The sequence below is a fragment of the Agromyces cerinus genome (assembly GCF_016907835.1).
Classification (GTDB): domain Bacteria; phylum Actinomycetota; class Actinomycetes; order Actinomycetales; family Microbacteriaceae; genus Agromyces; species Agromyces nitratus.
The window spans coordinates 3408954-3426805 of sequence record NZ_JAFBCT010000001.1 but is presented as its reverse complement, the minus strand read 5'-3'; the positions used below and the strand labels follow the sequence as shown (position 1 = coordinate 3426805).

Annotated in this window: 19 protein-coding genes and 2 tRNA genes; 11 read left to right on the top strand and 10 right to left on the bottom strand. The window is 66.7% G+C overall.

Annotation, left to right across the window (positions count from 1 at the left end; translation table 11 throughout):
• Nucleotides 1-430 precede the first annotated feature (430 nt).
• Genes rsmG through rpmH form a run of 6 tightly spaced genes read right to left on the bottom strand, consistent with a single transcriptional unit; the run spans nt 431 to nt 3553 of the window.
• Nucleotides 431-1060, bottom strand: a complete 630-nt coding sequence (gene rsmG / locus JOE59_RS15940; protein WP_204462160.1) for a 16S rRNA (guanine(527)-N(7))-methyltransferase RsmG — start codon at nt 1058-1060, stop codon at nt 431-433.
• Nucleotides 1061-1076: 16 nt separating this feature from the next.
• Nucleotides 1077-1574: a Jag family protein gene (locus JOE59_RS15935; RefSeq protein ID WP_074260459.1), complete on the bottom strand. Its 498-nt coding sequence runs from the start codon at nt 1572-1574 to the stop codon at nt 1077-1079.
• 3 nt (nt 1575-1577) lie between these two features.
• Nucleotides 1578-2531, bottom strand: coding sequence for a membrane protein insertase YidC (gene yidC, locus JOE59_RS15930; protein WP_179551613.1), 954 nt, complete (start codon nt 2529-2531; stop codon nt 1578-1580).
• 54 nt (nt 2532-2585) lie between these two features.
• The gene (gene yidD, locus JOE59_RS19160; protein WP_204463495.1) at nt 2586-3035 is read right to left on the bottom strand and encodes a membrane protein insertion efficiency factor YidD; all 450 of its coding nucleotides are present in this window, start codon (nt 3033-3035) and stop codon (nt 2586-2588) included.
• 1 nt (nt 3036) lies between these two features.
• Nucleotides 3037-3408, bottom strand: coding sequence for a ribonuclease P protein component (gene rnpA, locus JOE59_RS15920; protein WP_074260462.1), 372 nt, complete (start codon nt 3406-3408; stop codon nt 3037-3039).
• 7 nt (nt 3409-3415) lie between these two features.
• Entirely contained in the window at nt 3416-3553 is a 138-nt protein-coding gene (gene rpmH, locus JOE59_RS15915; protein WP_055854070.1) for a 50S ribosomal protein L34, read from the bottom strand.
• A gap of 417 nt (nt 3554-3970) precedes the next feature.
• Between rpmH and dnaA the strand changes: the two genes are divergently transcribed.
• The 10 genes from dnaA (at nt 3971) to JOE59_RS15865 (ending at nt 14813) form a co-directional block, all read left to right on the top strand.
• Nucleotides 3971-5404: a chromosomal replication initiator protein DnaA gene (dnaA, locus tag JOE59_RS15910; RefSeq protein ID WP_374191132.1), complete on the top strand. Its 1434-nt coding sequence runs from the start codon at nt 3971-3973 to the stop codon at nt 5402-5404.
• A 507-nt stretch (nt 5405-5911) separates the two neighbouring features.
• Nucleotides 5912-7060 carry a DNA polymerase III subunit beta gene (gene dnaN / locus JOE59_RS15905; RefSeq protein WP_179551615.1) on the top strand — a complete coding sequence of 383 codons (1149 nt, stop codon included), beginning with the start codon at nt 5912-5914 and terminating at the stop codon, nt 7058-7060.
• Between the two features lie 109 nt (nt 7061-7169).
• On the top strand, nt 7170-8453 hold the full coding sequence (recF, locus tag JOE59_RS15900) for a DNA replication/repair protein RecF (protein WP_204462150.1): 1284 nt from the start codon (nt 7170-7172) through the stop codon (nt 8451-8453).
• Entirely contained in the window at nt 8446-8928 is a 483-nt protein-coding gene (locus JOE59_RS15895; RefSeq protein ID WP_179551617.1) for a DciA family protein, read from the top strand. Before recF ends, JOE59_RS15895 begins: the two co-directional genes overlap by 8 nt.
• A gap of 123 nt (nt 8929-9051) precedes the next feature.
• A complete protein-coding gene (gene gyrB / locus JOE59_RS15890; RefSeq protein WP_204462148.1) occupies nt 9052-11070 on the top strand; it encodes a DNA topoisomerase (ATP-hydrolyzing) subunit B in 2019 nt (672 codons plus the stop codon).
• Between the two features lie 82 nt (nt 11071-11152).
• The gene (gyrA, locus tag JOE59_RS15885) at nt 11153-13657 is read left to right on the top strand and encodes a DNA gyrase subunit A (protein ID WP_204463443.1); all 2505 of its coding nucleotides are present in this window, start codon (nt 11153-11155) and stop codon (nt 13655-13657) included.
• A 6-nt stretch (nt 13658-13663) separates the two neighbouring features.
• Nucleotides 13664-14068, top strand: coding sequence for a DUF3566 domain-containing protein (locus tag JOE59_RS15880; protein ID WP_074260467.1), 405 nt, complete (start codon nt 13664-13666; stop codon nt 14066-14068).
• Between the two features lie 65 nt (nt 14069-14133).
• A tRNA-Ile gene (locus JOE59_RS15875) sits at nt 14134-14207 on the top strand.
• A 45-nt stretch (nt 14208-14252) separates the two neighbouring features.
• Nucleotides 14253-14325, top strand: a tRNA-Ala gene (locus JOE59_RS15870).
• Between the two features lie 314 nt (nt 14326-14639).
• Complete coding sequence (locus tag JOE59_RS15865) at nt 14640-14813, top strand: hypothetical protein (RefSeq protein WP_204462146.1); 174 nt, start codon at nt 14640-14642, stop codon at nt 14811-14813.
• 62 nt (nt 14814-14875) lie between these two features.
• Here the strand turns inward: JOE59_RS15865 and JOE59_RS15860 are convergent, their stop codons facing one another.
• Both JOE59_RS15860 and JOE59_RS15855 read right to left on the bottom strand, forming a co-directional pair.
• Nucleotides 14876-15250, bottom strand: a complete 375-nt coding sequence (locus JOE59_RS15860; protein WP_204462144.1) for a hypothetical protein — start codon at nt 15248-15250, stop codon at nt 14876-14878.
• Nucleotides 15251-15296: 46 nt separating this feature from the next.
• Nucleotides 15297-15731 (bottom strand): DUF1801 domain-containing protein, encoded by a 435-nt coding sequence (locus tag JOE59_RS15855; protein WP_204462142.1) that lies wholly within the window; start codon nt 15729-15731, stop codon nt 15297-15299.
• Between the two features lie 45 nt (nt 15732-15776).
• Between JOE59_RS15855 and JOE59_RS15850 the strand changes: the two genes are divergently transcribed.
• Nucleotides 15777-16226, top strand: a complete 450-nt coding sequence (locus JOE59_RS15850) for an NUDIX hydrolase (RefSeq protein WP_204462140.1) — start codon at nt 15777-15779, stop codon at nt 16224-16226.
• Nucleotides 16227-16426: 200 nt separating this feature from the next.
• Here the strand turns inward: JOE59_RS15850 and JOE59_RS15845 are convergent, their stop codons facing one another.
• The gene (locus JOE59_RS15845; protein ID WP_179551622.1) at nt 16427-16678 is read right to left on the bottom strand and encodes a hypothetical protein; all 252 of its coding nucleotides are present in this window, start codon (nt 16676-16678) and stop codon (nt 16427-16429) included.
• A gap of 638 nt (nt 16679-17316) precedes the next feature.
• Nucleotides 17317-17835 carry a hypothetical protein gene (locus tag JOE59_RS15840; protein ID WP_204462138.1) on the bottom strand — a complete coding sequence of 173 codons (519 nt, stop codon included), beginning with the start codon at nt 17833-17835 and terminating at the stop codon, nt 17317-17319.
• Nucleotides 17836-17852: the final 17 nt, after the last annotated feature.

Sequence of the window (17852 nt, the reverse complement as noted above, 5' to 3'; positions counted from 1 at the left end):
GGACGGCACCACGACCGGCAGTGACGGCACCGGTGAGCACGCTCGGTCTCGCCGAGAGGGCACGTGTGGCTGTGGGGGACTCGATGCGAAAGGCCGAGCCCATCCCGCGAGCACGCGGCCACGACTCGACCGGGCACCTCCGCCGAACAATGCCTACGCGCGGACGGTGGCCGGCAGCGCCGGCCCTGGCCAGTGGACACCAGCCATCAACGTCGGTGTGGCACGATCACGAGCCGCACCCGACCGAGAACGATGGGTCGCGTCGACTGGCATCCACCATGAGCGCGTCAGCACGATGTGCTCCTCGCCACCAGAGCGAGCCTCGTCGCGGCGCACCGCACGCGGGGCACACACTCACACCGACGCATCGCCGGTCACCGACCGCAACGCAATGCGAAGTGCGCACCCAGGAGATCGGGGCAGGGTCCGTTCAGCCCGCGGTGGCGCGGAACACCCTCGTGACCTCGGAGACGACGCCCTCGCCGAGCACGAGCACCTCCACGTCGTGCAGCTGGTACTTGCGGATGACCTTCTCGGCCGCGCCGATCTCGCCGTCGACTCCAGCGCCCTTCATGAGCACGAGCTCGCCGCCGGGGCGCAGCAGGGGAGCGGTCACGGGGATGAGCGTGCGGAGCGCGCTCACCGCGCGGGCGGTCACCTGGTCGAGCGAGTCGAAGAGCTTCGATTCCTCAGCGCGGGCGCGCACGACCGTCACGTTCGAGAGGCCGAGCTCGTCGGCCTGACGCTCGAGCCACGCGACACGTCGCTCCATCGGCTCGATGAGGGTGAACGAGACATCCGGTCGCATGATCGCGAGCACGATGCCAGGCAGGCCGGCACCGGATCCGACGTCCCCGACCCGCCCGGGCCGCAGCAGCGGCGCGACCAGGGCACTGTTCAGGATGTGTCGGGTCCACAGGCGCGGCAGTTCGAGCGGGCCGATCAGGCCGAGCTCTTCGCCGTGGCGCGCGAGGGCGTCGGTGAATGCCCGACCACCCTCGATGTGCTCACCGAAGAGTTCAGCGGCCGCGGCCGGTTCGGGTTCGAGTCCGTCGATCATCGTTTCACGTGAAACGTCAGCCAACGCGAGTGATGACCGTGTGACGATCCGAGCCTTCGCCGCGCGACTCCGAGTGGAGACCGCGCTCGGCGACGAGATCGTGCACGAGCTTGCGCTCGTACGACGACATCGGAGGCAGGGATGCCTCGGCGGCACCGCCCTCGATGCGCTCGGCCGCGCGCTCGACCAGGCCGGCGAGCTCGTCGCGGCGTGCGTCGCGCGAACCGCCGATGTCGAGGATCAGGCGCGAGAACGCACCGGTCTTGGTCTGCACCGCGAGCCGGGTGAGCTCCTGGAAGGCGCTCACCGTTTCGGGCTTCGCGAGCAGGTTCAGGTTCGCACCTTCGCCTGCGTTGACCGAGACGTAGGCGCGGCCGTTGCGCGCGTCGATGTCGATGTCGCCATCGAGATCCATGATGTCGAGCAGCTCTTCGATGTAGTCGGCGGCGATGTCGCCCTCTTCCTCGAGCTGCGAGGTGGAGCGATCAGCGGCGTCGTGCTGTACGTCGGTCATGGGTTACTTTCCCTGCTTCTTCGCGCGAGCCTTGCTCACGGGCTGCTGGCGCTGAGTCTTCTTCGCCTCGGGCGTTTCGATCTCGGTCTGGGTCTTCTCTTCGACGACGAGCTTGCCCTTGCGGGCGAGGCGCTCCTCGCGTGCCTTCGCAGCTTCACTGCCGGGCGTCGGCATATTGCGGATGACGACGAACTGCTGACCCATGGTCCAGAAGTTCGAGACGAGCCAGTAGAACATGACGCCGATGGGGAAGGCGACACCCGAGAACGCGAACACGAGGGGGAGCAGGTAGAGCATGATGCGCTGCTGGCGGAACATCGGGCTCGCCTTGGTCTCGGGCGACATGTTCTTCGAGACGATCTGCAGCTGGGTGATGAACTGCGACGCGGTCATCAGCACGATCATCGTCGCGGCGATGACCATGACCTGCCAGGGGTACTCGCCGTTCATCGCACCGATGAAGGTGCCCTTCAGGGGTGCGCCGAGGATCTCCGAGTTCGCGAACGAGTTGGCGAGGTCCTGCGTGAACACGCCGACGCCGGCCTTGTCGTGCTGGGCGTCGTTGAGCACCGAGAACAGGCCGAAGAAGATCGGCATCTGCAGCAGGAGGGGCAGGCACGAGGAGAGCGGGTTGGTGCCCGTCTTCTTGTAGAGGTCCATCGTCTCGCGAGACATCGCCTCGCGGGAGAACTGGTCCTTCTTGCCCTTGTACTTGTCCTGGATCTTCTTGAGCTGCGGCGCGACCTCGAGCATGCGGCGCTGGCTCTTGATCTGCTTGACGAAGATCGGGATGAGCGCGGCCCGCACGACGATGACGAGACCGACGATCGACAGCACCCACGTCACACCCGCATCGGGGTTGAGCCCGAAGAACGTCCACATGGAGTGGAACGCGACGAGGATCAGCTCGATGACCCATTTGATGGGCCAGAGGATCAGGCTGAAAATATCAGGCATTGAGTGGGTCAGTCCTTTCGGAACACGGTGGAGGAGGAAAGTGCGAGGGCCGCGTCATCGCGGCGGGCGGGGCTCGGGAGCCGAGGCGGCCGCTGCACGCGAGTCGACGTCAGCGTCGACGGATGCACCGTGGCCGGCGGAACCGGAGGCGTGATCGTGCGCGTGGCCGGTCGCATCGAGTTCAGCGGATGCCGCGGCATCCGCCCAACCGGCGGGGATGACCCACCCAAACCGGGTGACGCGATACCGGGAGTGCTTCGCAGCGCGGACGTCGTCGATGCCGCCCGCCGACCAGGGGTTGCACCGGACGATGCGCCACGCAGTGAGGGCCGAGCCGACGAGGAGGCCTCGCTGCTGCACCGAGCCGAGACCATAGGCCGAGCACGACGGGTAGTACCGGCAGACATCGCCGTACAACGGCGAAATCGCGGCCCGATAGCCGCGAATGAGGAGGACCCCGGCGTTGCGGGGGATGAGCGCGGTGAACAGGACGGCGTTCTTCACGCTATTCGCCCTTCTCCTGCGCTGCGGCGGCCGGCACGCGTGCACGGCGGCGTTGGAGGGCGCCGAGTACCTCGGCGCGGATCTCGTTCCAGTCGGCGAGGGACGCCGAAGGCAGTGCTCGCACGACGACGTCGACATCGGAGATGCCGTCGCCGAGTGCCTCGTGGCAGACGGCCTTCAGCCGGCGGCGCACCAGGTTCCGGCGGACTGCGCCGCCGACCTTCTTCGAGACGATGAAGCCGAAGCGTGCGTCGGTGCCCGACTCCCGTGAGCGCACATAGCTCACGGTGTGGGCACCGGCGACCTTCGCACCTCGGCGCACGATGACTCGATAGTCGTCGGCGCTCGTGATGCGATTGGCTTTGGCGAGCACCGAAGAACTACGCGGAGAGCTCGGTGCGACCCTTGCTGCGGCGTGCCGACAGGATGGCACGGCCAGCGCGGGTGCGCATGCGAAGGCGGAAGCCGTGCTTCTTGGCGCGACGACGGTTGTTCGGCTGGAAAGTACGCTTGCTCATTCTTCTTCTCCGGCGTTCGGATCTCCTCGCCGAAATTCGCTGGTTGCGTGGTGGCGGGAAAACTGGGTGCCCGTGACGGGCTGGGGTCAACTGATTAAAACTACGGCCTCGAGGGCTCGGGGTCAAACCGAACCGAGATCGATGCGGCCGCAGTCCAAAAGAGACAGTATCGCTCGAACCTCAGGATCGCCTGTGGAATGACACGCCGGCTCTGTCGAATCCCTCAATCGGCATTTGTCGGGAGCGCCTTCCTCGGATAGCGTTTGACACCAGTTATCCCCAGCTTGGTGCGCGGATTCTCGGGCTTCTTCCGAAATCTCCCCACAGGCCGTGGACAACGCAGAGAACATGCGCCTCGCGCCGCTTGCTCCGTCGATCGGGGGATCGATGAGCGGCCAGACGATGGCTACCGAATGAATGCGGGGAACGATGACAGAGCAGCCCATCACGGATACGTGGGCGACGATCCTCGATCGGCTGTCAGACGACGACGCGATCACCCCGATGCTCCAGGGATTCCTGAACCTGGTCGAACCCAAGGGCATCGCGGCGGGCACCTTCTATCTGGAGGTGCCGAACGACTTCACCGCGAGCATGCTCAACCAGCGCATGCGAGTCTCGTTGCTGTCGGCGATGAGCGTGGTCGAGGCGCCCTCGCCCGTGACCTCCTTCTATGTCGTCGTCAATCCCGAGCTCGAGGAGGCGAGGGCCTCCGAGCCGCTGTCTCCGTTCGTCGACGAGGCGATCGATCCGGTCGAATTGCCGGCGTCGCCGCAGTCGGTCTTCGAGAACACGAGCCCCGTCGCTTCGCGTGACACGAGGCTGAACCCGAAGTACGCGTTCGAGAGCTTCGTCATCGGCCAGTCGAACCGCTTCGCGCACGCGGCCGCGGTCGCCGTCGCCGAAGCACCGGCGAAGGCGTACAACCCCCTCTTCATCTACGGCGACTCCGGGCTCGGCAAGACCCACCTGCTCCACGCCATCGGCCACTACGCGATGAGCCTGTACCCCGGCATCCGCGTGCGCTACGTGAGTTCCGAGGAATTCACGAACGACTTCATCAACTCGATCGCCAACAACCGCGGTTCCCTCTTCCAGCAGCGCTACCGCAACATCGACATCCTGCTGATCGACGACATCCAGTTCCTGCAGGGCAAGGCGGAGACGCAGGAGGCGTTCTTCCACACCTTCAACACGCTGCACGACCACAACAAGCAGGTCGTGATCACGAGCGATGTGCCGCCGAAGCACCTCACGGGGTTCGAGGACCGCATGCGCAGTCGCTTCGAGTGGGGCCTCATCACCGACGTGCAGGCGCCGGACCTCGAGACGCGCATCGCCATCCTCCGCAAGAAGGCGCAGTCCGAGCGGCTCCAGGTGCCCGACGACATCCTCGAATACATGGCGTCGAAGGTGTCGAGCAACATCCGCGAGCTCGAGGGCACGCTCATCCGCGTCACCGCCTTCGCGAGCCTCAATCGCACACCGGTCGACATGCCGCTCGTGCAGACGGTGTTGAAGGACCTCATCACGGATGACTCGGACAACGTCGTCTCGCCGGTGGACATCATCACCGCGACCGCCGACTACTTCAAGCTGACCGTCGACGACCTCTACGGTTCGAGCCGATCGCAGGCGGTCGCCACTGCGCGTCAGATCGCGATGTACCTCTGCCGCGAGCTGACGAGCCTGTCACTGCCGAAGATCGGCCAGTTGTTCGGCAATCGCGATCACACCACCGTGATGTACGCGAACAAGAAGATCTCGGAGCTCATGAAGGAGCGACGCTCGATCTACAACCAGGTCACCGAGCTCACCGCACGCATCAAGCAGGTCAGCCGCTACCGCTGAGGCCGGCCGCATGCTCGGTTCCGACCGGCTCAGGTTTCGACAGGCTCAACCAGCACAGGGGTGTTCGGCGCGCTCGAAAACGGTCGGAATCGAGCTCTGCAGGCCCTCTGCAGGCCTCCGACGCCCGATTCCCACAGTTGTGGAGAACCTGTGGATTGTTAACGAGCAACCGCCCAGCGCCTGTTGAGACAGGGTGCTCGCCTGTGCAGAACAGTGTCATGCGTTCGGCATCGGAGCGAGGCATCCGCTCACGAACCCACACACTGTGCACAGATCGGATGCCTCCGGATCGGCACGGTTCCGCGGGTCTCCGAACACCATCCACAGTTTCCACAGCGGTTAACACTGTTAAGAGTTAAGGGTTTAAGTGGGGATTCCCACAACCTTGTGAATCGGCGCGCCTCGAGCGGCGGTCTCCACGAGCGGTTCGTGCTCGATTCGCCCTCGTCGGAGGGAACTGTGCGGATAGCATGGGAGCCACCCAGCGACATCCACGACGGGAGTACCGTGAAGTTCCAGGTCAACCGCGACGTCTTCAGTGAGGCCGTTTCCTTCGCCGTCAAACTGCTGCCTCAGCGCACCACGCTGCCGATCCTCTCGGGCGTGTTGATCCAGGCGAACGACGACGGCCTCGTGCTCTCCTCGTTCGACTACGAGGTCTCCTCGCAGACCGAGATCCAGGCCGACGTCGAGGAGCCCGGCACCGTGCTCGTCTCCGGCCGACTCCTCGCCGAGATCGCCGGCCGCCTGCCGAACGCTCCCGTGCGCGTGTCGACCGAAGAGAGCCGCATCTCGGTGAGCTGCGGCTCGGCGAGCTTCACCCTGCTGTCGATGCCGGTCGAGGAGTACCCCTCCATTCCCGAGATCGGCGAGCAGTCGGGCGTCGTTCCGGCTGAGGAGTTCGCCGCGGCCGTCGCGCAGGTCGCCGTCGCCGCATCGCGCGACGACGTCACCCCCGTGATCACCGGCGTGCAGCTCGAGGTGCGCGAGAACAACCTCAGCCTCGTCGCCACCGACCGCTACCGCGTCGCCGTGCGCGAACTCGACTGGGACGGCGGGGGCGTCGCGAGCGAGGAATCCGTCACGGCACTCGTGCCGGCGCGCACCCTGCAGGAGGTCGGCAAGACCTTCGGCCACTCCGGCACGATCTCGGTCTCGATCACGAGCCGCGACGACCGCGAGCTCATCGCCTTCAGCGCCGAGAAGAAGACCGTCACGTCACTGCTCATCAAGGGCAACTTCCCGCCGGTGCGCCGGCTCTTCCCCGAGACGGTCGACAACTACGCGGTGGTCAACACGGCTGAGCTCATCGAGGCGACCCGCCGTGTCGCCCTCGTGCTCGAGCGCGAGGCCGCACTTCGCTACAGCTTCACGGCCGACGGCCTCACCCTCGAGGCGATCGGCAGCGAGCAGGCCCAGGCCTCCGAATCGATCGACGCGATCCTCACGGGCGACGACACCGTCGTCTCGCTGAAGCCGCAGTTCCTGCTCGACGGCCTCGGCGCCGTGCACTCGGAGTTCGTGCGCGTCTCGTTCACGAAGACCGAGAACCCCAACAAGCCGGGCCCCGTGCTCATCACCAGCCAGTCCTCGCGCGAGCAGGCCGGCGCCGACAGCTACCGCTACCTGCTGCAGCCGAACCTGCTGCTCCGCTAGTCCGTCGTCACGGGCCGGGCCCGTCGTCGGCGGTGCGGGGTAGCGTGGTCAATTGCGAATCCGTCGGCTCCGGGGCATCCGGATGCCCCGCTGCTGAAGGGAGCCCAGCATGCACGTCGCCCGGCTCTCACTGACCGATTACCGCAACTACGCGCGTGCCGAGCTCGAACTCGGCCCGGGTGCGACGGTGCTGGTCGGGCGCAACGGTCAGGGCAAGACCAACCTCGTCGAGGCGATCGGCTACCTCGCCACACTCGGATCGCACCGGGTCTCGGGGGACCAGGCGCTCATCAGGGCAGGTGCCGACGCCGCGATCGTGCGGGCGCTGCTCTCGCACGGCGACCGCGAGCTGCTCGTCGAACTGCAGCTGAATCGCCAGGGCGCCAATCGGGCCCAGCTGAACCGCTCGCCCGTGAAGACCCGGGAGCTGCCGCGCTATGCGCACAGCGTGCTCTTCGCACCCGAAGACCTCGCGATCGTGCGCGGCGAGCCCTCGGTGCGCCGGCGCATGCTCGACGAACTGCTCATCCAGCGCACCCCGCGCCTCGCCGGGGTCATGGCCGACTACGAGCGGGTGCTGAAGCAGCGCAATTCGCTGCTGAAGAGTGCGCGGGCCCGCGGTCTCGCGGTCGACAAGTTGACCACGCTCGACATCTGGGACGAACGCCTCGTCGTGCTCGGTTCCGAGCTCATCGACCAGCGGCTCGCGCTCGTCGACGAGCTCCGCGAACCGCTGGCCGCCGCCTACCGCGCCATCGTCGACGCCGATCACGGGCCGGGCATGACCCCGTTGCTCTCGATCGACGGTGCAGACCCCGACTCCGATCCCGAGCAGGTGGTCGACGCGGCCGCCTCGACGGCCGGCACCCGCGAGCGATTCGCCGAAGCGTTGCGCGTGCTGCGCCCGAAGGAGCTCGAGCGCGGAGTCACCCTCGTCGGCCCGCACCGCGATGACGTCGTGCTGCTCCTCAACGGGCTCCCCGCGAAGGGCTACGCGAGCCACGGCGAATCCTGGTCGTTCGCACTCGCGCTTCGCCTCGCCTCGGCCGAACTGCTGCGGCGCGACTCGATGACCGGCGACCCCGTGCTCGTGCTCGACGACGTGTTCGCCGAGCTCGACCGACTGCGGCGAGAACGGCTGGCCCAGGCGATCGCAGGCTTCGAGCAGGTGCTCGTGACGGCGGCCGTGCTCGAAGACGTGCCAGCCCCGCTCACCGCCCGCATCGTGCACATCGCGGCCGGCCGCATCGTCGACGGCGAGGGCGAGCTCGGAACGTCACCATCGCCGACGCTGTCACCATCACCATCACCATCCGAGCCCGAGCCCGAGCCCGAGCCCGAGCCTGAGTCCGAGGCTGAGACCGCGACCGAGCCCGAGGCCGCCGATGTCTGAGGCCTCCCGCGTCTACCAGCACTTCCGCGAGATCTTCGGCGGCGAGCCTCGCACGCGCACCGGGCGCCCGGGCCGGGTCCGCACTCGCGAGGCATCCGGCAGCGAGCCGTTCAGTCCCGGTCGCGACCCGAAGCCGCTCGGCGACACCATCGACTCCCTCAGTGCGCAGCTCGGCTGGAGCGGACCGTTGTCGCAGCACGACGTGCTCGCGTCATGGGCCGAGATCGCCGGTGAGGAGACTGCGCGGCACACCGAGCCGATCGCGATCGAGGGCGGCGTGCTGCAGGTGCGCTGCGAGTCGACGGCATGGGCCACGCAGCTCCGCATGATGCGTACGCAACTGGTCACCGAGATCACCACGCGATTCCCCGGAGCCGGCGTCGACACGATCCGCTTTCAGGGGCCGGATGCCCCCACCTGGAAAAAGGGTCCCAGATCGGTTCCAGGGCGTGGTCCGCGCGATACCTACGGCTAGGCAGGCAAATTCGGTCACTGGGAATCTGAAATCGCCCCAGAACGGCGCTTCGAGGCTTGCGTCGACCCTCGATTTGATAGGATCGAGAGTCGCCAGAATGACGGTCAGGAGCCCGATTCACACATGACAGCGGAACCGACGAAGCCCCAGCAGACACCGGCTTACGGTGCTGATGAGATCCAGGTACTCGAGGGGCTCGAAGCGGTTCGCAAGCGGCCGGGTATGTACATCGGCTCGACGGGCCCACGAGGCCTGCACCATCTCGTCTCCGAGATCGTCGACAACTCGGTCGATGAAGCGCTTGCGGGCCATGCCACCACCATCGACGTGACGATCCTGCCCGACGGCGGTGTCCGCGTCATCGACGACGGTCGCGGCATCCCCGTCGACATCCACAAGACCGAGGGCCGCTCGACGGTCGAGGTCGTGCTGACCGTTCTCCACGCCGGCGGCAAGTTCGGCGGCGGCGGCTACGCCGTCTCCGGCGGGCTGCACGGCGTCGGGTCATCCGTCGTCAACGCGCTCTCGACCAAGCTCGACGTCGAGGTGCGCCGCCAGGGTCACGTGTGGCGCCAGTCGTTCAGTGTCGGCGTGCCCGACGCCCCGCTCTCGAAAGACGAGGCGAGCGACGAGACCGGCACGATCATCACGTTCTGGCCGAGCCCCGACATCTTCGAGACCGTCGAGTTCGACTACGAGACGCTCCGCAGCCGCTTCCAGCAGATGGCCTTCCTCAACAAGGGTCTGCGCATCACGCTCACCGACGAGCGCAGCGGCCACGTCGAGATCGACCCCGAAGACACGGCGGCGAGCGAGGCGGATGACGCGACTCCCGGTCCCCGTACCGACACGTTCCTCTACGAGCGCGGCCTCGTCGACTACGTCGAGTACCTCAACCGTTCGAAGAAGTCCGACCTCGTGAACGAGGAGATCATCTCCTTCGAGTCGGAGGACACCGATCGCAAGATCGCGCTCGAGGTCGCGATGCAGTGGACGACGTCGTACACCGAGTCGGTGCACACGTACGCCAACACGATCAACACCCACGAGGGCGGCACGCACGAAGAGGGCTTCCGTGCGGCACTCACGACCCTCGTCAACAAGTACGCCCGCGAGAAGGGCATCATCAAGGAGAAGGACGACAACCTCTCCGGCGACGATGTGCGCGAGGGCCTGACCGCGGTCATCTCGGTGAAGCTCTCCGAGCCGCAGTTCGAGGGCCAGACGAAGACCAAGCTCGGTAACACCGAGGCGAAGTCGTTCGTGCAGAAGGTCACCTCCGACCAGCTCGGCGACTGGTTCGAGCGCAACCCCACGGTCGCGCGCGACATCATCCGCAAGGCGATCCAGGCCGCCACCGCCCGCATCGCGGCGCGCAAGGCGCGCGAGGCGACCCGGCGCAAGGGCCTGCTCGAGTCGGGCGGCATGCCCGGAAAGCTCAAGGACTGCTCGTCGAAGGACCCGTCCGTCTCCGAGATCTTCATCGTCGAGGGCGACTCGGCCGGCGGCTCCGCCGTGCAGGGCCGCAACCCCGAGACGCAGGCGATCCTGCCGCTGCGCGGCAAGATCCTGAACGTCGAGAAGGCCCGCCTCGATCGTGCGCTCGCCAACAACGAGGTGCAGGCGATGATCACGGCGTTCGGCGCCGGCATCGGCGAGGACTTCAACACCGAGAAGGCGCGCTATCACAAGATCGTGCTGATGGCCGATGCCGACGTCGACGGCCAGCACATCACGACGCTGCTGCTGACGCTGCTGTTCCGGTACATGCGCCCGCTCATCGAGCTCGGCTACGTGTATCTCGCGCAGCCGCCGCTCTACCGCCTGAAGTGGACCAACTCCGACCACGAGTACGTCTACTCCGACAAAGAGCGAGATGCGCTGCTCACCGCCGGCGTCGCCGCCGGCAAGCGCATCCCGAAAGACAATGGCGTGCAGCGCTACAAGGGTCTCGGTGAGATGAACCACCAGGAGCTGTGGGAGACCACGATGAACCCCGAGACCCGCACGCTGCTGCAGGTCACCATGGACGACGCGGCCGCCGCCGACGAGATCTTCTCCACCCTGATGGGCGAAGACGTCGAGAGCCGCCGCAACTTCATCCAGAAGAACGCGAAGGACGTGCGTTTCCTTGACATCTGATGTGATCAACCCCGGCGGCGACGACACGGTCGAGGGCCCCGGCATCCACGGCAGGATCGATCAGGTCGATCTGCAGCTCGAGATGCAGCGCTCGTACCTCGACTACGCGATGAGCGTCATCGTCGGGCGCGCGCTGCCCGACGTCCGTGACGGCCTGAAGCCCGTGCATCGCCGCGTCATCTACGCGATGTACGACGGCGGCTACCGCCCCGACCGGGCGTTCTCGAAGTGCGCCCGCGTCGTCGGCGACGTCATGGGCCAGTTCCACCCGCACGGCGACACGGCGATCTACGACGCCCTCGTGCGCCTCGTGCAGCCGTGGAGCCTGCGGTACCCGTTGGCGCTCGGCCAGGGAAACTTCGGCTCGCCGGGCAACGACGGCGCGGCCGCCCCGCGATACACCGAGACGAAGATGGCTCCGCTCGCACTCGAGATGGTGCGGGACATCGAGAAGGAGACCGTCGACTTCCAGGACAACTACGACGGTCGCACGCAGGAACCGGCGATCCTGCCGGCGCGCTTCCCGAACCTGCTCGTCAACGGCTCGGTCGGCATCGCGGTCGGCATGGCGACGAACATCCCGCCGCACAACCTGCGTGAAGTGGCGTCCGGTGCCCAGTGGTACCTCGAGCACCCCGAGGCCTCGCGCGAGGAGCTGCAGGAGGCGCTGATCCAGCGCATCAAGGGCCCCGACTTCCCGACCGGCGCGCAGATCCTCGGTGTCAAGGGCATCAACGACGCGTACCGCACGGGCCGCGGCTCCATCACGATGCGCGCGGTCGTCTCGGTCGAGGAGCTCCAGGGCCGCACCTGCCTCGTCATCACCGAGCTGCCGTACCAGGTCAACCCCGACAACCTCGCGATCAAGATCGCCGACCTCGTGAAGGACGGCAAGGTCGGCGGCATCGCCGACATCCGCGACGAGACCTCGGGCCGCACCGGCCAGCGCCTCGTCATCGTGCTGAAGCGCGACGCGGTCGCGAAGGTCGTGCTGAACAACCTGTACAAGCACACGCAGCTGCAGGACAACTTCGGCGCGAACATGCTCGCGATCGTCGACGGCATTCCCCGCACGCTCTCGATCGACGGGTTCATCGCACACTGGGTCGACCACCAGATCGAAGTGATCGTGCGTCGCACGCAGTACCTGCTGCGCGAGGCCGAGGCTCGCATGCACATCCTGCGCGGCTACCTCAAGGCGCTCGACGCGCTCGACGAGGTCATCGCGTTGATCCGTGCATCGGCGACCGTCGACGACGCCCGTGACGGGCTGAAGAAGCTGCTCGAGATCGACGATATCCAGGCCGACGCCATCCTCGCGATGCAGCTCCGTCGTCTCGCGGCGCTCGAGCGCCAGAAGATCATCGACGAAGCCGAGTCGATCCAGGCCGAGATCCTCGACTACCAGGACATCCTGGCCCGGCCCGAGCGCCAGCGCACGATCGTCTCCACCGAGCTCGCCGAGATCGTGGCGAAGTACGGCGACGAGCGTCGCACGCACATCATGCCGGGCTTCGATGGCGACATGTCCGTCGAAGACCTCATCCCCGAAGAGGAGATGGTGGTCACCGTCACGCGCGGCGGCTACGTCAAGCGCACGCGCAGCGACAACTACCGCTCGCAGCACCGCGGCGGCAAGGGTGTCAAGGGCGCGCAGCTGCGTGCCGATGATGTCGTCGAGCACTTCTTCGTCACCACGACGCACCACTGGCTGCTGTTCTTCACGAACATGGGCCGTGTATACCGGGCGAAGGCGTACGAGATCCAGGAGGCCGGCCGCGACGCGAAGGGCCAGCACGTCGCGAACCTGCTCGAGATGCAGCCCGACGAGCAGATCGCCGAGATCCTCGACATCCGCGACTACAGCGTGGCCCAGTATCTCGTGCTGGCAACGCGCGACGGCCTCGTCAAGAAGACCGAGCTGACCGCGTACGACACCAACCGCTCGCGCGGCGTCATCGCGATCAACCTGCGGGAGGGCGACGAACTCGTCTCGGCGATGCTCGCGGACGAGCACGACGAGATCCTCCTCGTCTCGAAGAAGGGCATGTCCCTGCGCTTCGAGGCGACGGATGAAGCGCTCCGGCCCATGGGTCGCTCGACCTCGGGTGTGAAGGGCATGTCGTTCCGAGCGGGCGACCAGCTGCTCGAGGCATCCGTCGTCGCCGCCTCGCTCACCGACGGTGCCGAGGTCGACGAGGCCGAGGCGACCGCAGGAGACGACGCCAGGTACGTCTTCGTGGTCACCGAGGGCGGCTATGCCAAGCGCACCGCGGTCGACCAGTATCGCCTGCAGAACCGAGGCGGACTCGGTATCAAGGTCGCCAAGCTGAACGAGGATCGAGGCGACCTCGCGGGCGCCCTGATCGTCGGTCGCGACGACGAGGTGCTTGTGGTTCTTGCCAGCGGCAAGGTGGTACGCTCTGACGTCGCCGAGGTTCCCGCCAAGGGCAGGGACACGATGGGCGTCGTGTTCGCGAAGTTCGCGAACGACGACCGGATCATCGCCATCGCGAAGAATTCCGAACGGAATCTCGTGGAGGAGGCCGCAGAGTCCGAAGCGGCCGAGCCCGCGCGAGAGGAGTAACCCTACATGAGTAGCGTCGCCGAGAAGTTGGCCCGCAAGTCCAACCGGAAGACCCCTGCCAAGCAGGTGCGCCTTCGCCTGGTCTACATCGACTTCTGGTCGGCGGTGAAGCTGTCGTTCCTCGTCGCGGTCTGCCTCGCGGTCGTCAGCATCGTCGCCACCTTCCTCATCTACACGGTGTTGAACTCGACCGGCATCTTCGGCAAGATCAACGAGCTCGTGCAGGATGTCGCGGGCACCGGGGGCGACCTCACGTCGATCCTGTCCCTCGGCAACGTCATGGGCTTCGCGGTCGTCGCGGCGCTCCTGAACCTCGTGGTCACGACGGCGCTCGGCGCCATCATCGCCGTGCTCTACAACCTGAGTGTCAAGATCACGGGCGGCATCCTCGTCGGATTCACCAACAACTGATGCCGTCCTCGGCCCGATTCGGAGATTTCCACCGCGTCCGGTAGTCTTTCCTCTGGCCGAAATTCGGGGATATAGCTCAGGCGGTTAGAGCGCTTCGCTGATAACGAAGAGGTCCGAGGTTCAAGTCCTCGTATCCCCACTGTGAACAATTCAATATGAAGAACGGATGCCTCGGCATTCGCTCGGGGCCTTAGCTCAGTTGGTAGAGCGCCTGCTTTGCAAGCAGGATGTCAGGAGTTCGAATCTCCTAGGCTCCACAGTTCCCGAACGCCGGAATCTCGCGCACGACCGCGGAGTTCGGGCGTTCTTCATCTCTCGAGCCCAACGGACAACCCCGGGACTCGGGCGTATTGCTAACCTCGATCCGATGATGTCTGTTGGAGCGTGGCTCGTCATCGACGCTGTCCTCGACAATGCCATCTCGAGTGCGCTTCAGTCGGGCGGCGATGGCGAGGCCATCGCGCACGCGGAGTCCCTCCGCGAACGGGGGTGGGCACTGAATGCGACGCACCCGCTCCGTGGGGAGGGTCCAGCCGGCTGGCCGCCACGGACTGCGACGTTCGCTCTCCGATTGGACGACGCGGATCTCGCGTTCGTGCTGACCCAGGTCAGCGCTGCTATCGGTGTGACCCAACGGATCATCTCCTCGGACAAGATTCACCCGCATGTCCGAGCCGAGCAGGAGCGCAGCCTCGTTGACCTTGAGAGCGCGCGTGCAGAACTCATCCGTGCGCCCGGCCCGTAGCGCAGTGGCGCGCTGGACGGCGCAAGCAGGATGTCAGGAGTTCGAATCTCCTCGGCTCCACATCACGCCCGGTATCGGTCCGGATCAAGTTCCCAGTCGCGCATCAGCGGCGTCCGCCCGTCGTGCATCCGCGAATACTCCGCCAGCGCCTGCGCCTCCACCTGCAGAGGGTCATCTCCGTTCGCGAGGCGCCCGATGATCGGCGCCATCCACTCCCAGTCGCGCTCGACCAGACGCAGGGACCATGTCCCGAGGAACTCTTCGGCGGCACAGATGTTCGCGAAATTGTCGGGACCGTGGCGCTCACCGGTCGCAACCAGTCGTTCCGCGAAGGCGACCCACACGAACTCGTTGATGTAGGTTGCCGGCGACCAATCGCCGAGCACGGTGAACGCGACCGGTCGGATCACGAAGTACTCCTCACGCTGCGGATTCACCAGGAGCCTACTGAGGTGACGTGCCCGCTGCGCTCATCGCCGCGTCTCACACCAGCCGCAACCAGCGTTCGATGAGCGCGACGATCTCGTCGCGATGCGCGTCGATCTCGGCTGGGTCGAGGGCGATCACTCCGCGGTCGGCCGCCGCCCAGCGCACGAGCCCGGTGTCGTCGTCGAAGCTGAACCCCTCGGAATCGACGATCTTCACGCCTCGGTGCATCACGATGCGCACCTTTCCACGCGGGTCGGTGCCGACCGTCACCCGATCGACGCCGTCGAGCGCGTAGTTCGGGCCGTTCCACTTGATGTTCTCCACGGCGCCAGCAGGCGCGACACCGCGGATGCCGTCTCGGAGCCGCGCGAGCGTGTCTGCGAGATCAGAGGGCAGGCCGCCCAGATACCGATCGACTTCGGGTGACGCAGCGATCAGGTTCGACGCCTCGGCCATCGTGACGCTCCGTTCGTTCGGTGCCTCGACCATAGCGGCGCCGGGCGGGCGCGTCGATGCCCCCGCTACAGTGTGCTGATGGACATCCGCATCGCTGCGTACGGGGTCATCATCCGCGAGGGCCGGATTCTGCTCTCGCACTGGAACGAGCACGGCCGCTCCGGCTGGACATTGCCCGGCGGCGGCATCGAGGGCGCCGAGCACCCGGTGGTGGCGGCTCGGCGGGAGATCTTCGAGGAGACGGGGTACGAGGCATCCGTCGACCGTCTGCTCGGCATCGACACCATGGTGGTGCCGACGTCGAAGCGTCACTCGGGGGCCGCGCCGCTCTACGCGATGCGCGTCGTCTATCGGGCGAGCGTGGTCGGCGGTGAGCTCCGCAACGAGGTCGACGGCTCGAGCGACGAGGCGCGCTGGTTCGCGCTCGACGAGGTGCCGCGCCTGAAGCGCGTGAGCCTGCTCGACATCGCACTGCGGCTGAATGCGGCCGAGCCGGCCGATGGTGTGCCGCCTTCGGGTCGGGAGTAGGAGCGGGCGCCGAACCGCGTTGAGCGTGCGGGAGACGCACCCGCGGCCGTGTCGCCGACGTTCCGACCGTCGAGGCCGAACCGTTCGCGACACGGCCGCGGGTGGCCGAGCTCCCCGCGGGTCGGCATCGTCGCGCCTGTCGCGATGCCGACCTGCGGGGGCCTGGCTGGTGTCGTGGTGTCGATGTTGCGCATGGTCGCTCAGATCAGCGGCTGTGCGATCAGGGTGATGCGCCGGAACTCGTCGGCCTGCAGGCGGGCTGCGGCGTGTTCGTTCCTGCGGCGCTCGGCGGTCGCCGAGTGCGTGCGCTGCTCGTCGCGCCGGCGGCTCCAGGAGAGGAGCGCGTGGGCGGCACGGCGTGCGACGCGATCGCTGAGCTGTCGCGCGTCGGCGCGAAGCGTGACGGTCTGCACCTGTGCGGTGCGGCCGGCGGAGATGGTGCTCGTATTCACGGTGATTCCTTCGATGTGTGTTGTGTGTTGTGTGTTGTGGTGGTGCGGGTCGTGCGGGTGGTGCGGGTGGAGCAGCGGCCGATCCGGTCGAGACCGTTCGATCACGGGATCGGGCCGACGTGGTTCCGGAGGTCGGTGGACGGATGCCGCGACGGCGGGATCCACGGAGTCCTCCGGGCGTGCGGGCGCGCCGTGGCGCTCGATGACGAGAGCCGGGTCGCGTCTCCGGGCAGGGCGTGAGCCGGGACATCCGCTCGCTCGGTGGAGAGCGGCCCACGACGAGGTCGTGGACGGGATGCGCGGCAGGAGCCGCTGGGTCACGCCCGAGGGGCGGAGTGGACGATCAGGCGCGAATGCGCGAGACGTCGGGGCGAACTGCTAGCAGGCCCGAGACACGAGGAGGACTCCCGTGTGGGCCGCAGTAAATGCTGGCGTGAAGATGTGCTTCATCATGGGTATCAACTCCTCTCTGCTCTGCAAGTTCAACAACGATTTTCGACACTAGCGGGAGACTCACGCCAACCGCAAGGTGTTTTCACAGATTCGTCGAGAATCAGGGTCTGCACTGACCGAGAGCACTCGCGGAGACGACGATGGCCCCGCCTGAATCAGGCGGGGCCATCGGAAATTCGTGCTGGTCAGACTGTGGTGCTCGAACCCGCGGGGGGCTCGTCGTCGGCGACCCAGAGCTCGTCGTCGGCCCGGAAGGTCTGCCAGACCGCGTACGCCACACCCGCTGCGGCGACGATGCCGGCGCCGATCGCGAGGTAGGTGCCGAAGCCGGGGCCGCTCTTCTCCTTGACGACGACGTCGGCACGGGGCGAGACACGCTCGAGGGCGCGGCGCACACGGGCGTCGTTGGCGATGTCGCCGATCGAGAGCACGGAACCCAGCGCGGTGCCGACCGTTCGCTCCATCGTGTCGCCGGCGGCGCGCGCGACGGTGCCGGCGCGCTGCACGTTGGGGCGGACATAGCTGTCGTACCCGGTGCGGACCCGGGGCACGACCTCTTCGCGCGTGAGGTGGCCGAGTTGCCGGCTGGCCTCCCGAGCGACTGCGTTGGCGTGCTCGAGCACGGCCTGCTGGTTCTCCCAGAGATCCCCAGCGTTGCTCTGCAGTCGCTTGAGTTCCTTGCGGCGCTTGCGTGACAGGCTCATCTCGACCTCCATCGATG

What these genes read in the sequence shown, in the direction of transcription:
- JOE59_RS15855 (WP_204462142.1), bottom strand. Translation starts at nt 15,731, where the DNA reads ATGGTCGAGGCACCGAACGAACGGAGCGTCACGATGGCCGAGGCGTCG.
- JOE59_RS15850 (WP_204462140.1), top strand. Translation starts at nt 15,777, where the DNA reads ATGGACATCCGCATCGCTGCGTACGGGGTCATCATCCGCGAGGGCCGG.
- JOE59_RS15840 (WP_204462138.1), bottom strand. Translation starts at nt 17,835, where the DNA reads ATGAGCCTGTCACGCAAGCGCCGCAAGGAACTCAAGCGACTGCAGAGC.
- rsmG (WP_204462160.1), bottom strand. Translation starts at nt 1,060, where the DNA reads ATGATCGACGGACTCGAACCCGAACCGGCCGCGGCCGCTGAACTCTTC.
- JOE59_RS15895 (WP_179551617.1), top strand. Translation starts at nt 8,446, where the DNA reads ATGTCTGAGGCCTCCCGCGTCTACCAGCACTTCCGCGAGATCTTCGGC.
- rpmH (WP_055854070.1), bottom strand. Translation starts at nt 3,553, where the DNA reads ATGAGCAAGCGTACTTTCCAGCCGAACAACCGTCGTCGCGCCAAGAAG.
- gyrB (WP_204462148.1), top strand. Translation starts at nt 9,052, where the DNA reads ATGACAGCGGAACCGACGAAGCCCCAGCAGACACCGGCTTACGGTGCT.
- JOE59_RS15935 (WP_074260459.1), bottom strand. Translation starts at nt 1,574, where the DNA reads ATGACCGACGTACAGCACGACGCCGCTGATCGCTCCACCTCGCAGCTC.
- yidC (WP_179551613.1), bottom strand. Translation starts at nt 2,531, where the DNA reads ATGCCTGATATTTTCAGCCTGATCCTCTGGCCCATCAAATGGGTCATC.
- dnaA (WP_374191132.1), top strand. Translation starts at nt 3,971, where the DNA reads ATGCGGGGAACGATGACAGAGCAGCCCATCACGGATACGTGGGCGACG.
- gyrA (WP_204463443.1), top strand. Translation starts at nt 11,153, where the DNA reads ATGCAGCGCTCGTACCTCGACTACGCGATGAGCGTCATCGTCGGGCGC.
- recF (WP_204462150.1), top strand. Translation starts at nt 7,170, where the DNA reads ATGCACGTCGCCCGGCTCTCACTGACCGATTACCGCAACTACGCGCGT.
- JOE59_RS15880 (WP_074260467.1), top strand. Translation starts at nt 13,664, where the DNA reads ATGAGTAGCGTCGCCGAGAAGTTGGCCCGCAAGTCCAACCGGAAGACC.